Source organism: Priestia sp. TSO9 (genome assembly GCF_021029645.1).
Lineage (GTDB): Bacteria > Bacillota > Bacilli > Bacillales > Bacillaceae_H > Priestia > Priestia megaterium_E.
In genome coordinates, this window is the sequence record NZ_JAJEKD010000015.1 from 20,800 (window position 1) to 36,023 (window position 15,224).

At 37.7% G+C, this 15,224-nt stretch carries 17 protein-coding genes and 1 other annotated feature; of the genes, 2 read left to right on the forward strand and 15 right to left on the reverse strand.

Annotated features, from left to right (window positions below):
* Positions 1 to 13: 13 nt before the first annotated feature.
* From LJC66_RS14825 to LJC66_RS14890, 14 genes are all read right to left on the reverse strand, one after another.
* A complete protein-coding gene (locus tag LJC66_RS14825) occupies positions 14 to 361 on the reverse strand; it encodes a DUF805 domain-containing protein (protein ID WP_195696734.1) in 348 nt (115 codons plus the stop codon).
* 271 nt (positions 362 to 632) lie between these two features.
* The gene (locus LJC66_RS14830) at positions 633 to 1,049 is read right to left on the reverse strand and encodes a DUF4275 family protein (protein WP_230933710.1); all 417 of its coding nucleotides are present in this window, start codon (positions 1,047 to 1,049) and stop codon (positions 633 to 635) included.
* A gap of 84 nt (positions 1,050 to 1,133) precedes the next feature.
* Complete coding sequence (locus LJC66_RS14835) at positions 1,134 to 2,363, reverse strand: MFS transporter (protein WP_230932905.1); 1,230 nt, start codon at positions 2,361 to 2,363, stop codon at positions 1,134 to 1,136.
* A gap of 67 nt (positions 2,364 to 2,430) precedes the next feature.
* Positions 2,431 to 2,675, reverse strand: a binding site (T-box leader).
* A 42-nt stretch (positions 2,676 to 2,717) separates the two neighbouring features.
* Positions 2,718 to 3,332, reverse strand: a complete 615-nt coding sequence (locus tag LJC66_RS14840; protein WP_025751370.1) for an AmiS/UreI family transporter — start codon at positions 3,330 to 3,332, stop codon at positions 2,718 to 2,720.
* A gap of 148 nt (positions 3,333 to 3,480) precedes the next feature.
* Positions 3,481 to 4,662: a NupC/NupG family nucleoside CNT transporter gene (locus LJC66_RS14845; RefSeq protein ID WP_028408959.1), complete on the reverse strand. Its 1,182-nt coding sequence runs from the start codon at positions 4,660 to 4,662 to the stop codon at positions 3,481 to 3,483.
* A gap of 19 nt (positions 4,663 to 4,681) precedes the next feature.
* Positions 4,682 to 5,080 (reverse strand): cytidine deaminase, encoded by a 399-nt coding sequence (locus LJC66_RS14850; RefSeq protein ID WP_028408960.1) that lies wholly within the window; start codon positions 5,078 to 5,080, stop codon positions 4,682 to 4,684.
* A gap of 59 nt (positions 5,081 to 5,139) precedes the next feature.
* The gene (gene deoC / locus LJC66_RS14855) at positions 5,140 to 5,814 is read right to left on the reverse strand and encodes a deoxyribose-phosphate aldolase (RefSeq protein ID WP_013057476.1); all 675 of its coding nucleotides are present in this window, start codon (positions 5,812 to 5,814) and stop codon (positions 5,140 to 5,142) included.
* A gap of 21 nt (positions 5,815 to 5,835) precedes the next feature.
* Positions 5,836 to 7,137: a pyrimidine-nucleoside phosphorylase gene (locus LJC66_RS14860; protein ID WP_013057477.1), complete on the reverse strand. Its 1,302-nt coding sequence runs from the start codon at positions 7,135 to 7,137 to the stop codon at positions 5,836 to 5,838.
* Positions 7,138 to 7,639: 502 nt separating this feature from the next.
* Positions 7,640 to 8,590, reverse strand: a complete 951-nt coding sequence (locus LJC66_RS14865) for a DNA-binding transcriptional repressor DeoR (RefSeq protein WP_035335328.1) — start codon at positions 8,588 to 8,590, stop codon at positions 7,640 to 7,642.
* 132 nt (positions 8,591 to 8,722) lie between these two features.
* Entirely contained in the window at positions 8,723 to 9,697 is a 975-nt protein-coding gene (locus LJC66_RS14870) for an HNH endonuclease (protein ID WP_230932906.1), read from the reverse strand.
* A gap of 38 nt (positions 9,698 to 9,735) precedes the next feature.
* The gene (locus LJC66_RS14875; protein WP_230932907.1) at positions 9,736 to 10,062 is read right to left on the reverse strand and encodes a nucleoside triphosphate pyrophosphohydrolase; all 327 of its coding nucleotides are present in this window, start codon (positions 10,060 to 10,062) and stop codon (positions 9,736 to 9,738) included.
* A gap of 34 nt (positions 10,063 to 10,096) precedes the next feature.
* Positions 10,097 to 10,837 carry a glycoside hydrolase family 25 protein gene (locus LJC66_RS14880; RefSeq protein ID WP_230933711.1) on the reverse strand — a complete coding sequence of 247 codons (741 nt, stop codon included), beginning with the start codon at positions 10,835 to 10,837 and terminating at the stop codon, positions 10,097 to 10,099.
* A gap of 129 nt (positions 10,838 to 10,966) precedes the next feature.
* Positions 10,967 to 11,278 carry a hypothetical protein gene (locus LJC66_RS14885; protein WP_098964915.1) on the reverse strand — a complete coding sequence of 104 codons (312 nt, stop codon included), beginning with the start codon at positions 11,276 to 11,278 and terminating at the stop codon, positions 10,967 to 10,969.
* Positions 11,279 to 11,584: 306 nt separating this feature from the next.
* Entirely contained in the window at positions 11,585 to 11,773 is a 189-nt protein-coding gene (locus LJC66_RS14890) for a hypothetical protein (protein ID WP_225049418.1), read from the reverse strand.
* Between the two features lie 635 nt (positions 11,774 to 12,408).
* Here LJC66_RS14890 and plsY point away from each other — a divergent pair.
* Together plsY and htpX are read left to right on the forward strand one after the other, a co-directional pair.
* On the forward strand, positions 12,409 to 12,996 hold the full coding sequence (plsY, locus tag LJC66_RS14895; RefSeq protein WP_230932908.1) for a glycerol-3-phosphate 1-O-acyltransferase PlsY: 588 nt from the start codon (positions 12,409 to 12,411) through the stop codon (positions 12,994 to 12,996).
* Positions 12,997 to 13,307: 311 nt separating this feature from the next.
* A complete protein-coding gene (htpX, locus tag LJC66_RS14900; RefSeq protein WP_013057489.1) occupies positions 13,308 to 14,180 on the forward strand; it encodes a protease HtpX in 873 nt (290 codons plus the stop codon).
* 40 nt (positions 14,181 to 14,220) lie between these two features.
* On the opposite strand, the gene LJC66_RS14905 is transcribed toward htpX, so the two are convergent.
* Positions 14,221 to 15,207: an MBL fold metallo-hydrolase gene (locus LJC66_RS14905; RefSeq protein ID WP_230932909.1), complete on the reverse strand. Its 987-nt coding sequence runs from the start codon at positions 15,205 to 15,207 to the stop codon at positions 14,221 to 14,223.
* Between the last annotated feature and the right edge of the window lie 17 nt (positions 15,208 to 15,224).

The window sequence follows — 15,224 nt, forward strand, 5'->3', positions numbered from 1 at the left end:
AACCGTTAAAAGCCTACGCAACTTTATGAGGTACGTCAAAACGGTTTAACTGCGACTCACTTCTTAGACAAAGAAGAATTAATAGACAAATAGCTCCTGCAATCGGAATAATACTAATGAGCTGCCACCAGCCGCTTCTTCCTATGTCATGCAGTCGGCGTGCCGTCACAGCAAGAGATGGAATGAAGAGTGCAACAAGATAAACTATACGCAAAAACGGAGGCATACCTGTTATAAGTTCAATAGCTGAAAGCACACACCATATAATAAAATTAAATAAGACAAACATCCAATACTCTTTACGCGTTGCTCTTCCTTGAAACGCTGCATAATTTTTTAGTACATGTAAATACCATTTCATACAAAAACCTCCTTTTTTAAAACGTTTTTTGTAAGACAAGCTTACTAGCAGTAATTACCTTAGCATACAAAAAATTAATTTCATATCCTATTTTTTGAAAAAATCCCAAATGGTAATATAGATATAGGAGAGAGATGGATAATAGTTAGTAATAAATACCCATTTTTTCAGATCGAAGACCATTTTATACCTAAAATTACTTTTAATTAATAAAATGTTCTTTTATAGAAAAAACTGTCATGTTGATAAACACGGCAGGCTCTATCTTTACTTATGTGCGGTAAAAGTAAGGTCCACATGAGCTTTCATGGGTAATCACGTAAGTCCACGTGAAGTTTTTATCAACCACATATAAATCTTCTAAATACATGTTTGTATTTTCACTTAAATCAGCGCTTGTTAGATGCTTACATTTAGATAGCTGCAGCACTCGTTCATCATGCTCAAACAGCAAATAACAGTCGTTCATTATTTGCTGTTCGAACGCTTGAATCGCTTGTTCTCCTTGCAAGCAAGGAAGCTTTTCATAGCTAAATGCATGCCATAAAAATTGGTCCATATAAATTTTCTTTTTTTGCGATGCGCTTAAAGCACTTGCAAATTCATTTTCCCATCTCTTTCGAAAGAGTTCACCTTGATTCGATAATTTTTTAACAAACATTCCCTTTTTCTTTAACGCATCTTTCATTTTCACTGTACTTTTCCATCCTTTATCCTGTATTCATTTCTTTTTATCGGCTTCTTAGCTTATTTGTCCACTAATACCTGTACGTTAGATTTCTTGCTTTTTGACCAAATTCACTTTATAAAACGTCGGCTTTAACGTGTACAAAAACAATACAATTGTACTTAAAAGCATAACCAGGCTTCCACCAATTACAGCTCCTTGAATCGAAAAGATGTACGCAGCCATGCCGCAGAAAAAAGTCATGATAATGATCAGGAGTGACTCAAGCAGTCCATAGATACTTCCTACTCGACCCATCATGTGAACGGGAATACTGTTTTGATAAAAGGTTTGAAAACCAGCACTTGCAAAAGCTAACGCAAAGGATAAGCTAAAAAATCCTGCTCCGATAGTTTGAAAAGAAGACGAACACGCATACAGCAAATAGCCAAGCGACACTCCTACACTGCCGGCGCCTATGAGAAAGTTGGTCGACAGCTTTTTAGCAAACAGTGTGTTCACAACTGCTCCAATCATAATGCCAGCGCCTGCTATGCTTAATAAAAATCCGTATTCACTTTCGGACAAATGAATGACTTTTGTTGCAAATGAAACTTCAAGAGAATCAATTGCCGTGGCCATGACCATTAAGAAACTGAATAATACATAAATGGTGATAATGTATCTGTTGGCTCTACTGAAACGAAATACCGCTTTCCAATCTTCTCGAATGGTGTTTACAGACAGCTTATTTTCTTTAACTTCTGTTTTTGTATCCAGGTTCGGCATAAACAAAGTAACTATCCCTGACGATACCAGCGCTGCAGCAGTAGCATAAATGGCAAACGCAGGCGTTCCAATCATAAATAGCGCACCTGCTGCGGCTGGCCCAATAAGAAAACCACCTGAGTCAATCAAACTGCGCAGCGAATTAAATCTTTGTCGTTTTTCACGTGGAATAAGCTTTGTGATATAAACCATCGATGCCGGCCGAAACATTGAACTTGCCATACTGATGATAAATATCAGCACATAAATGATCAGTATGGATGAGAAAAACGGAAGGCAAGCAATAATTCCCGCGCGCGTCCAATCTAAAACCATCATAAGCTTCCGTTTGTTCATGCGGTCAATTAAGCTTCCAGACCATATATTTGTACATAGCGCAGCAAGCGGCTTTATCATGTATAGCCCTGAAACCGCAAGCGGCGCATTCGTCATATCAAGCATCATTACATTTAAAGCAATTAAATAAATCCAGTCGCCGATATTGCTAGTGCCAATTCCAAACAGCAATAAACACGGGTATTTCCAAGACAACAGCTTATTTTTCATAAAAGAAAGGCCTCCGCTTCACTATTGATTTCGGTCAATAAAAAAATCCCACCCCCAAGACATGTGTCTTAGGGGCGAGATTATGAATCGCGGTGCCACCCTAGTTTGTTCATATGTCGCCATATAAACCTTATCGAGTACGGCTTTCGCTTATACTCTAGCTTTGTAACGGAAGCAGCCGTCGCACTATCACGTTAGATCCAATGCGCTGCTCAGAGGCTTGTTTCAACAGCATTTTTCTTGCTCCTTTTCAGCTTCCGGAGCTCTCTGCTAAGAATAAGCGCTGTCTACTTTTCTCTTCACGGCATTTAATTTCTAACATCTTACCATTATTATCTATTTTTTGTAAATACTTTATTTCAAAATCATTTTTTGCGGCTGAGAAAAGAATAGTCGATACCCTAGATATACGAAATAAATGATAGACGCCACCAGCACAATTCCCCACATATTGTACATATCCTTATTTCCCCATACGCCTGTTAGTGAAAACAGCGCTGGAATCGTCAACGTCACCCACGACTGGACGATCGCCACTTTCCCCACATATGCAGATACATCTTTTTTGCTCGTATTAAGCACATAAAATAAAAACCATAAAAACGACCAAAGAATCCATGTAATGGCGTTAACTACGTCATGATAGTGAACAAGAGAAACGGTCACGTACACTAAAGCGATAATCGATACCCAAAGCGAGTAATAGCCAAGTCCTGTTCCCTGCATTCCTTTTAATACCGTCACCCCTACATACAAATACGTAAGGCCAAATAAGAAGATTGCCGTTCTTTCATACAAAATCCAGTTGCTTTGATCTGACGTAATAATTAAATAAAACGGAACAATAACTTGAAAAGCTCCAACAAATAAGTTAAATACGCCTACGTTTTTTTCATCTGCTTTTCCAAGCAGCATCAGTCCGTTTAAAAATAAAGCTGCACCTGACAGCAACAGTCCAATTTGATCCATTTTTCAGTAAGAAAAGCCCCCAGCTTTTCTTGTCCTCCTCTGCGTCTATGTTTTTCTTTAGGATGTACGGAGTTGTGGTTTACATGTAAAAAAGAAAAAGCAATTCCTTTTAAAAAGGAAACTGCTTTTCTTTCTGTTTCTATTACACTTATAAAATAAAGCTGACAACAATTGCTGACAGTACGCTTACAAGCGTAGCTCCGTATAGTAAACGAAGACCAAAGCGCGCTACTGTATTTCCTTGCTTTTCGCTTAAGCCTTTAACAGCTCCTGACACGATTCCAATTGATGAGAAGTTAGCAAATGATACTAAGAATACAGATACAATTCCAAGCGTTTTAGCACTGAATGTTGAAGCCATATCCGACAGGCTCATCATTGCCACAAATTCGTTTGTTACAAGTTTTGTTGCCATAATTCCACCCGCTGCCACAACTTCTGAAGCAGGAACACCCATGATGAATGCAAACGGTGCAAACACATAGCCAAGCAGATGCTGGAACGATAGACCAAATAACATTTCAAACACGTTATCAATCGCAGCCATCAGCGCAACGAAACCAATTAGCATTGCACCTACGATAATCGCTACTTTAAATCCATCCATAATGTATTCGCCAAGCATTTCGAAGAACGTTTGTTTATGACCAGTTTGTACTTCTAAAATATCTTCTTGATCCGTTACTGTGTAAGGGTTAATGATAGAAGAAATAATAAATCCGCCAAATAAGTTAATCACGATTGCTGTTACTACATATTTTGGTTCAATCATTGTCATATAAGCACCGACAATTGACATTGAAACAGTCGACATAGCTGATGCACAAAGCGTATATAAACGGTTTGGCGGCAGTTTGTCTAGTTGCTTTTTAACAGTAATAAATACTTCTGACTGACCTACAATCGCAGAAGCTACTGCGTTATAAGACTCTAATTTTCCCATTCCGTTAATCTTGCTGAGAACTAAGCCAATCCATTTCATAATGAAAGGAAGAATTTTAAAGTGCTGTAAAATCCCAATCAAGACAGAGATAAAAACGATAGGAAGCAGCACGTTTAAGAAAAACGGCATTGATCCTTTATTCGCGATTCCGCCAAATACGAACTCTACTCCTTCATTTGCGTATGAAAGCAGCTTTCCAAAAACGCTGGCAATCGCATTGATAATAATCAAGCCAAACTTTGTGTTTAGAAGTAAAGCTGATAAAAGAACTTGAATCACAACCATAATAACGATTGGTTTATATTTGATTTCTTTACGGTTATTACTTGCAAGATACGCTAATCCAAAGACAACGAGTAACCCTAAGATGCCAATTAAATATTTCATAGTATCCTCCACTGCTTACTTATTTTTGTAAGTCTTTTGATGAAAAATAGCCCGGTAAGATTTCGTTGATGTTGGTAATCACAAAATCTCCTTTTAGGTTTGCTAAGATAATTTGTGTGTGATCATCACAGAACTCAGCTAATACTTGTCTGCATGCGCCGCAAGGAGAAATTGGGCCGTCCGTATCTCCTACAACTGCGATAGCTGAAAACTGCTTGTCCCCTTCTGAAACAGCTTTAAAAATAGCCGTTCGCTCAGCGCAGTTCGTCAATCCATAGGAAGCGTTTTCAATATTGCATCCACGATAAATCTTCCCATCGGTTGTTAAAAGAGCTGCACCAACATGGAATTGAGAATATGGTACATGTGCTTGTTTGCTTGCTGCGATTGCTTCATCTATTAATTGTTTTGGCTCCACCGTCATCATCCTTTGCTTAGTTTACAGCAGGTTAGCTAGTACTAACCTGCTGTCATTTATCAATAATCAGAGTTGCTTAATTGACCTTTTGCAATTGATACGCCAGAGCTTGCACCAATACGTGTTGCACCAGCTTCAATCATTGCTTTTGCATCTTCTAAGCCTCGAACGCCGCCAGAAGCTTTTACACCTACATCTGGTCCAACCGTTTTTCTCATAAGCGCTACGTCTTCTACCGTTGCACCTCCTGTAGAGAAGCCCGTTGACGTTTTAACAAAATCAGCTCCAGCTTTTACAGCTAGCTCAGAAACTTTTGCTTTTTCTTCGTCTGTTAAAAGAGCTGTTTCAATAATTACTTTTACTAGCGCTTTGCCTTTTGCAGCATCTACTACTGCTTGAATGTCGCTTTGCACTAAGTCATAGTTTTTATCTTTTAACGCGCCGATGTTGATTACCATATCTACTTCATCTGCACCGTTTTCGATTGCATTTGTTGTTTCGAATGCTTTTACTGCTGAAGTAGTAGCTCCAAGAGGGAAACCGATTACCGTACACACTTTTACTTCTGGAGCATCTTTTAATAACTCAGCTGCTTTTTTTACCCACGTTGGATTTACACAAACCGAAGCGAATGAATATTCTTTTGCTTCTTGTGCTAAAACCGTAATTTGCTCTTCTGTTGCATCTGCTTTTAATAATGTATGATCAATAATACCCGTAATGTTTTGACTCATTTTGTTCTTCCTCTCTGTCTCTTAATGAATTTCTTTATAAATTAACGTTGGAGCTTCCACTTTTTCAGCGACCGTGCTGTAAGAATCATAAACGATATCCATTACTTCCTGTACATCTTCACTATTGCTGTGAATTGTAACAAGAGAGTCGCCTTTTTTCACTGAATCGCCAACTTTTTTATTAAGCATGATACCAACTGCTAAGTCGATTTCAGATTCTTTTGTTGCACGTCCTGCACCTAGCTTCATTGCTGCTACGCCGATTTTTTCTGCAACGATTTCTGAAATGTAGCCATCTTCTTTTGCTGGCACTTCAATTTTGTGCGCTGCATCAGGTAATTTAGACGGATCGTCTGCAACAGAAGCGTCTCCGCCTTGTGCGCTTAAGAACGTTTTGAACGATTCTAATGCTTTTCCGTTTTTAATTACTTCTTGAAGCATTGCACGCGCTTCATCTAAGCTGCTTGCTTTTTCAGCAAGTACAACCATGTGACTTCCTAATGTTAAGCAAAGTTCTGTTAAATCTTCAGGACCTTCGCCTTTTAACGTGTCGATAGCTTCTTTCACTTCAAGCGCATTACCAACCGCAAATCCTAGAGGCTGGCTCATATCTGAGATGATTGCTTTTGTATTTCGGCCTACGCCTTTTCCGATTTCAACCATTGCTTTTGCTAATTCTTCAGCGTCTTCAAGTTTCTTCATGAATGCGCCGTTCCCCGTTTTTACATCCAAGCAAATAGCATCTGCTCCAGCTGCAATTTTCTTACTCATAATTGAGCTTGCAATTAACGGAATCGAATCAACCGTTGCTGTTACATCACGAAGCGCATAAAGTTTTTTATCCGCCGGCGTTAAGTCTCCGCTTTGACCGATAACGGCAATTTTATTTGTATTTACTAAACGAATGAATTCTTCATTTGTAATTTCAACGTGGAAGCCAGGCACTGCTTCAAGTTTATCAATCGTACCGCCAGTGTGTCCTAAGCCGCGGCCAGACATTTTGGCAACTGGTACATCAACCGCAGCTACTAAAGGTCCTAATACAAGTGTTGTTGTATCACCTACGCCGCCTGTGCTGTGTTTGTCTACTTTAATACCTTCAATTTTTGATAAGTCGATTTGATCGCCTGATTCAACCATTGCTTGCGTTAAATTTACGCGTTCTTCCTGCGTCATTCCTTGAAAGTAAATCGCCATCGCAAATGCCGATAGCTGATAATCAGGTAAATCCCCTTTTGTATAACCTTCGATAATAAAATCGATTTCAGCTTTATTTAATTCATGTCCATTACGTTTTTTTTCAATTAAGTCAACCATTCTCATGACGTTTTCCCCCTAAAAGTATCTGCATATTGTGCATCCACTAAAACGTTTTCAACAACTTACACCCTTACTATATAATAGCTTTGAACAATTGTAAACAGATATATTTACATTTGTTCAAAAATATTTATAGCCGCTGTTTTAGTGAATAAAAAAAGACTTCCGCACTCGGAAGTCTTCCCTTATTTTTCAGCTTTTATCACAAATGACAACATGATTAGATACTTATTCTTTACCTTTTTATAAGGAATTAATACATATGGCTAATCAAAACGTTCAATTCCTTTTTGATTAGCACCAGGAGAAAAATACATTCTTCCCCACCGTTTAATAATATAGCCTGTGGTTCCTTTGGCAATCACCCCGTCTTTTGAGACGTCTGTGTGAAAAGGATACCGGTTTCGCTGCTCCTGCAGAGATGGCGCCGAATAAGATACAATATCTTCTACTATTTCGATTCAATGAAGCTTTTGCTCTTGAAAAAACAGCTTCTTCATCTCCCTTACTCTTGTTTATCTAACAAAAAGCGCGCCGTGAACTGATCCGTAACGAGTACATTTGCAAATTTCCCTTGCAGCGCTCCATAAATGCTGTCAATTTTCTGATCCCCGCCCGCTACTAAAATGGCGTACTCTTTCTTCTTTAGTTCGTCCAAATCAAGTCCAAGCGTCCGTTCATCCAGGCTTTCATTGCAAATTTGTCCATCTTTATCAAAAAAACGTGAACAAATGTCTCCTACCGCTCGCGAGGAAATCATCTCTACATCTTGTTCGGAAAAGTAGCCAAGCTGAAAAAGCAGCGAATCCGTTTTAATGGGTCCCGTAGTAAAGACGGCAATATTGGCTTGTTTGCCTAAATCTAAAATACGCTTAATATGACGATCCGTTTCCATTGCTTTTTTGACTACCACGTGATCGACAATTACAGGCAAAGGAAGATGCATAGGAGGCGTATTGTATGCCTTTCCAAATAAGTACATAATTTCAGAAGCATACGTGCTCGTTTCCGAATGGCTTACTCCGCCTTTTAACTGCACAACCTGCACGTCATTCACATACTTTTGTTTTAAATCGATGGCCACTTGATAAAGAGTTGTTCCCCACGTCACCCCAATAATATCTCCGTCTTTTACGATGTCATAGAGATAGTCAGCTGCTGCCACGCCTAGATGACTTTTAATAATGTGATTTTCATATTGAGGCACCGGTGTGACGATTGCTTTTTTTAAATTGAATTTTTGTTCAAGTTGAGAAGACAATTTTTCACTATTGATAGATGAATCCACAATTTTAATTTGAACAATGCCTTCTTCTTTTGCTGTCTGCAGCAATCGAGAAACCGTAGGCCTTGATACACCAAGCTTTTTTGCAATTTCACTTTGATTATAATCAAGAATATAATACATCCTTGCCGCTTCAATCACTTTATTAAATTTCTCTTGATCCATCTCCATCGACTTGTTCTCCCCTACCTCATGAATTTCTTATCCCAATTTTACCAAACTTATGTCTTTAGTTTACTTGTTTGGTGAACAAAATTTCAAGAGGGGATTTTGTAACTGAAATGAAAAGAGAAATACTCGGGGTTAAGGAGACCAGTTTTCTACGTATCCATTCATTCCAGCAAACTCATAAAGAGCTTCTAACTTACGCTCCGAATAATAGTTAAAATCATTGTGAACTGCTGTTAATTTAAGATTATCGTTACGAACATACATCTTCTCGAGGTATACACTCTTAGCAAGTTTATTGCTCTTTTTTGTGTTGCAGCTTTGACAGCTTAACACCAAATTCCACATATTATCTGATTGGATATAACTCCATGGAATAAAATGATCTACATGAGTAGCGATGCGTTTGTCAGAAAGAACTTTCCCACAATAAAAACATTCTTTTGTTTCGTATTTCCAAAGTATGTTATAGAATGCATGCAGCGATTCGCGTTTTGAAATATTCTCCACTTTTAACAAGACATCTTCTAACTTATTTTTGTCATTATGCTTTTCTAAAAATTTCGCCAAATGATAATTGGTTAAATGAGTAACAATTTGTCTATACTTTTGCAAAAAAATATACATACTGCTATTAAACTTTATGTATTCTGTTCTTTTATCAAACTCATAAATGGAACCTTCCATATCTCCGTATAACGCCCCTACTACATACCTTGCCCCCACTTTTTTAGTTCTTTCTACTAACTGCAATTGAAGATTACTTGGTAAACGATCAAATACTACTTTATTTGGGACACCATGCATTAACTGAAATTCCTTTAACTCTTTTTGAATTCCAGCTTGTCTATTGTGTGTATTTAATTGATTTAAATCATGATGAATAACCAAATTCCAATATATTTTAGCAAAGGAAAAATACACTTGATCAAACGTGAGTACTAACCGATTGTCAACGTTATATAGGTTTTCAATTAAAGCTTTCATTAATCCATATTTATACGTTGTGGTAAAGTGACCATTAGCGAAAAATTGATTAATGATCTTCCAAATTTCTTGTTCTGTTAAATAAGCTTTTTTTATTTCTCCTACTTTTAAATTAAAACTCACCTGCCACCGCTCGCTCCTTCCACTATTGCACCACCAAACTACCCTTCTTCTGTTTCCACTAAATAAATCCGATCATCAAACTTCCCGCGCTCCTTCGCCTTCTCCTCACGCACTTTCTCCAGCTGTTCTGGCGTGGCCCCGTGCACAGCTGCTAGCGCCTGCATAACTTCCAGTAAATCTGCGAGTTCTTCAATGGCCTCTTGGTGCGTTTGGGCTTCTATATATTCTTGAAACTCTTCTTTTGCTTTTTTTATCAGCTCATGTTGATATTCCTCTTGCTGCAGCACGCGTGATTTGAAGGTTTTTCCGCTTTGTTCAACAATCGCAGGAATTTTATCTCGCACTAGCTTGTTATAAGTAGGCATTATTTCCCCCTCCATCCCTTACCTTTCTAGTAAACTAGTATTTTTCAAATTCTGCTTGATTTCCGTTAAACACATTTAAATCAATAAACGTTTCTTTACCTTTGTAGCCGCTTAACCGTCCTTTGTCCGTATACTGCCAAAACGTCCATTTCTGCTGTTCTTCAAGAGTAGGCTTTTTCACAACATCACGAATCCAAATATCACACTCAGGATATCTGTTTTTAATATACAAGTCATACGCTTTAGGCGTCGTATAAAGAATAACGCGCTTGTCATAATGAGATTCAAGACGTGTAATCATACTAGAAAGCTCCTTGTATACATGTTTCTGAGACGGAAGGTTTTGTTTTTTATCTCCGTAAAATTCTACATCAATCACTGGTGGCAAATCGTTATTTTTAAGAGAGACCGCTTTGATAAAATTAGCCGCTTGTGTGGAACCTTTGCTATCGTAGCTAAAAAAGTGATAAGCTCCGATCCGCATGTTTTTCCGATTTGCTTGTTCCCAGTTTTGTTTAAATAAAGGATCTTGAAATGAACTTCCTTCCGTTGCTTTGATAAAAGCAAACTGAATATCTTGTTTACTCAGCACATTCCAATCAATCTCCCCTTGATAAGAAGATACGTCTACGCCTTTTACATCATAACGGTTGGCACTTATCGCATTAGGAATTACCCATCCTTTACTCCATAGTAAAAATATAAAGCTTACAAGAGCGACTACTATGAGTCCTACTGTAAAAAGTCTTTTGTTTTTTTGATTGGCTTTGCCTATTATGTTTACCCCCTTTTTTAGAAAATACTTCTAATATTCTAACATAAAAAGGATTTCCCAAAATAATATAGCCTTCAAGTCTGTGATAGTAAATACAAAAAACCACCTAAAAATCAGGCGGCTTTTCTTTTATGCTGCGTCTTCAGATGGCTCGTTATCTTTGGCTGCTTCTATCAGTAAGAAAATAGCCGTTAAGATATGCATGATCATGCCCACAATTGGAATCCACGCAATAGCAGAACAGACAATTCCCATGATATGCCCTGTCCGAATTTTGTTTGTTTTAATCGCGAATACTAAACCTACGACATGCAATGCGAGCATTAGAATAAGCGGCGTGTAGGCTAGACTTATAACCAGGGTGCCGCCTAGGAGGGGAATCCCCCAAAGAGCCTCTAATCCTCCGCTGACCCATTTCAATATACGACTTGTTTTTCCCAATGTATCCTCCCCCTTTGTCTTCAATGTATGCACAGAGATTTTGTTTCTGAACGTTTGTATATGAAAAAAGTGGCAAAAATACATGTACTAAAAATAAATCAATAGTCCCTCATAAAGATACGTTTTTGTGTAGCACTATTGTAATAGTGGAAAATGTATGAGAGGAAAAGGCATGGTTTTACATGTAATAACGAGAAGCTCTTCGTAAAGAAAACGAATTAAACATAAACAAAAAAGCCGAACTCAAAATGTAAGCTCGGCTTTTTTCTATATAACAAATAGAAGTATTGTAAAATGTTTTTCGTATTAGTGTTCTCGACTCTTCTCAAATTTTTCAACAGCTTCAAAATCAAGCTCGGCTGATATCCAATCGCCTTTTTCCGGGAATTCTAGATTGCGCACGACTATTTTATTCGGCACCTTTTTTTCTAAAATTTTCGCCTGGCAGTTTTTGTACATAACTACTTCTCGTTCTTTGATATCTGTCCACAACAAGTGCAGGACCCCTTTCAACTTTAAGAAGTTAATATTTCGAAACACCGTTTTACATTTTATTATATTTCTTTTGATTTGTTAATTTCTTTGTCTTATTTTTTATGAAAAAATATTAAAACACATTTCTTCTAATACAATATACCCAAAATATCTTTTAATCCTTAAACATTTATGTTATATTTTAAAAATTGTATTACAAGTTTTTATTTTTGTAGAGAAAATCAGAACGGCTGATGCGCAAAAAACTTCGCTAGTGTTGTAGCAAGTTTTTTATTTTTGCCTTTCCGCCTACTCTCTTTTCTTTTTTTACATATTTATAATGGACATATGGATTCGTCCTAATACGTAGGAAGGCTTGAAAATCCAAAAATATCTTAACATAAAGTCATGAAGCTATTCCTCTAAAAATATAGTTGAATTTACAAATGCTCTACCGAAACAGCCAGCAACCTCTATTCATACAAAAGACTGCTTTTACCGCGTTTATCTTTTGTAGAGATATAAAAGACTACCTTCCACAATTTACTCGCTGGGAAGCAATACATACTGATAGAAGTGTTCAGAAACAAAATAAACTTTACTCTTGATATCTTGCTATAAAATGAATAATAACGACACAATTTGAGGTGCCAACGATGAACGTATTAACAAACGCTATAATTATCTTATTAGCTTATTTAATTGGATCCATTCCTTTTGCTTTAGTGATTGGAAAGGGCTTTTACAAAACCGATGTTCGCAAGCACGGAAGCGGTAACTTAGGAGCCACTAATACCTTTCGTACTTTAGGAAAGAGAGCAGGTATTATAGTATTGATCGGCGATATAGCAAAAGGCTCGCTAGCCGTCTGTTTACCGCTTATGATGAATAGTCACTTGCATATGCTTGTCCCTGGATTTATCGCTATTCTTGGACATAGCTATCCTGTTTTTGCAAAGTTTAAAGGAGGAAAATCTGTAGCGACTGCGGCTGGTGTATTCCTTGCATTTTCACCATTAGCTTTCATTCTAGGAATTCTTGCTTTTTTAATTTCTCTCAAAATTTCTAAATACGTATCCTTATCTTCACCTATTGGCGCATTGGTTGCCTTTTTGGCCTCACTCTATATAGGTGATGTAGTATTGATGATATTTGCAGCCGTTATTTTTGTTTTCATTACATGGAAGCATATTAAAAACTTCAAACGTATTAAATTAGGTACAGAACCAAAAGTTAATTTTTAAGCGTACTAAAGTTAGTAATCTTTAAATGGTGTTACCAAAAAGGTGTTCAGGAGTTGAACACCTTTTTTAATTATTTTAGTACGTCTTGTCCCAAGATAGACGTAAATTATGAAATTTCTTAAAAAATGCTCTTAATTATAGACTAAACAATACATTTTGCTGCTTTCTATATCTCATTTTGTAATTTGATATTTACTATTTAATAACTTAACATAGTAATCTTTTTAGTAAATTTGAATAAATAAATGAAACCTTTCCTCTCCTCTGACCGTATACCTATCATGCACGTATTAGTTAAAGGAGGAAGACTTGTGCTAAAACGAATTTCACTGTTTATTTTCGTTAATATTTTAGTATTAATTACAATCACAACGATTACATCTTTATTAGGTGTTCAAAGCTATATGGGAAGCAGCGGTTACGGCGGCCTGCTGGCATTTAGCGTCATTGCCGGCTTCAGCGGCGCGATTATTTCTCTTATGATGTCACGCGTGATGGCAAAGTGGATGATGGGTGTTCAAGTTATTGATGAACGTTCTCCTCAAGGTGAATATGAACGATTTGTTTTAGAAGAAACGCATCGACTTGCATCTGTTGCAGGATTAAGAAAAATGCCTCAGGTCGGAATTTATCATTCAGCAGAAGTTAACGCTTTTGCAACTGGGCCAAGTAAAAGACGCTCGCTTGTTGCCGTTTCAAGCGGAATGCTTGAACGAATGGACCGCGATGCGATCAGCGGCGTTATCGCTCACGAAATAGCGCATATTAAAAGCGGTGATATGGTCACAACTACGCTTCTGCAAGGAGTATTAAATACATTCGTTATTTTCTTCTCTCGTTTAGTAGCCAAAGCGGTGTCAAACTTTGTGCGAGAAGAGTTTGCGATGGTTGTTTATTTCCTTACATCGATTGTATTTGAGATTCTCTTTAGTATCTTAAGCAGCCCAATTATCTTCTGGCATTCAAGAAGACGTGAATTCAAAGCCGATGAGCTTGCAGCTAAACTCGGTGGTAAAGAAAAAATGATTTATGCGTTAGAATCGCTTCGTCATACTACTTCATTAGTAGATGACCGCCAAAAATCAATTGCCGCTTTTAAAATTAGCGGCAAAGAAAAATTCTCACGCTTATTCTCTACTCACCCGCCGCTTGAAAAACGCATTGAGCGCTTGCATTCACTATAAGCATAAAAACCAGCTTCTTTATAGAAGCTGGTTTTTTATGTTATGACTGAGGAGCAAGCACACGTGTAGTTTCCCACAGCAAGACGCCTTCTTCACTTTTTGTTAATTCAACGTATCCTTCTTTCTCTAAATACGTAAGCTGACCGTACACTTCTGAGAAAATAAAGTCCGGTGCTTTTTGATACATATCCGGGAAAAAAGCTGCGCTGACTTCAAGCGTTGTTTTCTTTCCTTCCCCCATCGCTTGTAACACGCGCAGCGCCCATTTATGCTGCTTTTGAATACGTTCCATAATTAAAGAATGAATGTCACTAAGCGGTTCACCATGTCCGCTATAAATCAAATCAATGTCGTAGTTCAACGTTTTTTCAAGAGACGCCAAGTAGTCCAATAGCGGCGTTGGCTTAGGATTTTGAATGGTTGGCTCTAAATATGGATTTGACGGTACTTTTGGCAAAATATGATCTCCGCCAAACGCGACTTTTTCTTTTCGATTGTAAAACATCAGCTGACTCAAGGAATGTCCCGGCGCTTCAATCACTTCCCAATCACTCGCATACGGAAGTGTATCTCCTTCCTGTAAATACCCGGTTAGCTTCTGCCCTTTAGGTGAATACACTTGAATCGCAGCCGTGGCTTTACGAAGCCATTTTCCCATTACATCATCACTAACTCCAAACTCCATAAGAAAATTACGGTATAACTCATTATGCTGCTGAACAAACTCTTCATCTTGATAAATCCAAGGCTCTACAAGCTTATGACCGTAAACCGGTATATCACCCGGCAGCCATTCTAAAAATCCAGTGTGATCCGGATGCTGATGAGTAAGAATCACTTGTTCAATATCTGTTACTTTATATCCTTCTTTACGAAGCGCCTCTTCAAAAATATTCCACGCTTCTTCGGTTTTCATCCCTGCATCAATTAACGTTAACTTGTCTGCTTTTAATAAAAACACATTCACTGGTCCAATTGGAAATGGCGTAGGCAGCTCAATGCGTATTACTTTATGATCTAAACTCATTTTACCAAACCCCTATA

Coding starts and splice junctions, on each gene's coding strand:
- LJC66_RS14865 (WP_035335328.1), bottom strand. CDS start 8,590: ATGGAGATGGATCAAGAGAAATTTAATAAAGTGATTGAAGCGGCAAGG.
- LJC66_RS14835 (WP_230932905.1), bottom strand. CDS start 2,363: ATGAAAAATAAGCTGTTGTCTTGGAAATACCCGTGTTTATTGCTGTTT.
- LJC66_RS14825 (WP_195696734.1), bottom strand. CDS start 361: ATGAAATGGTATTTACATGTACTAAAAAATTATGCAGCGTTTCAAGGA.
- LJC66_RS14875 (WP_230932907.1), bottom strand. CDS start 10,062: ATGCCTACTTATAACAAGCTAGTGCGAGATAAAATTCCTGCGATTGTT.
- LJC66_RS14840 (WP_025751370.1), bottom strand. CDS start 3,332: ATGGATCAAATTGGACTGTTGCTGTCAGGTGCAGCTTTATTTTTAAAC.
- LJC66_RS14830 (WP_230933710.1), bottom strand. CDS start 1,049: ATGAAAGATGCGTTAAAGAAAAAGGGAATGTTTGTTAAAAAATTATCG.
- LJC66_RS14905 (WP_230932909.1), bottom strand. CDS start 15,207: ATGAGTTTAGATCATAAAGTAATACGCATTGAGCTGCCTACGCCATTT.
- deoC (WP_013057476.1), bottom strand. CDS start 5,814: ATGAGTCAAAACATTACGGGTATTATTGATCATACATTATTAAAAGCA.
- LJC66_RS14845 (WP_028408959.1), bottom strand. CDS start 4,662: ATGAAATATTTAATTGGCATCTTAGGGTTACTCGTTGTCTTTGGATTA.
- plsY (WP_230932908.1), top strand. CDS start 12,409: ATGAACGTATTAACAAACGCTATAATTATCTTATTAGCTTATTTAATT.
- LJC66_RS14860 (WP_013057477.1), bottom strand. CDS start 7,137: ATGAGAATGGTTGACTTAATTGAAAAAAAACGTAATGGACATGAATTA.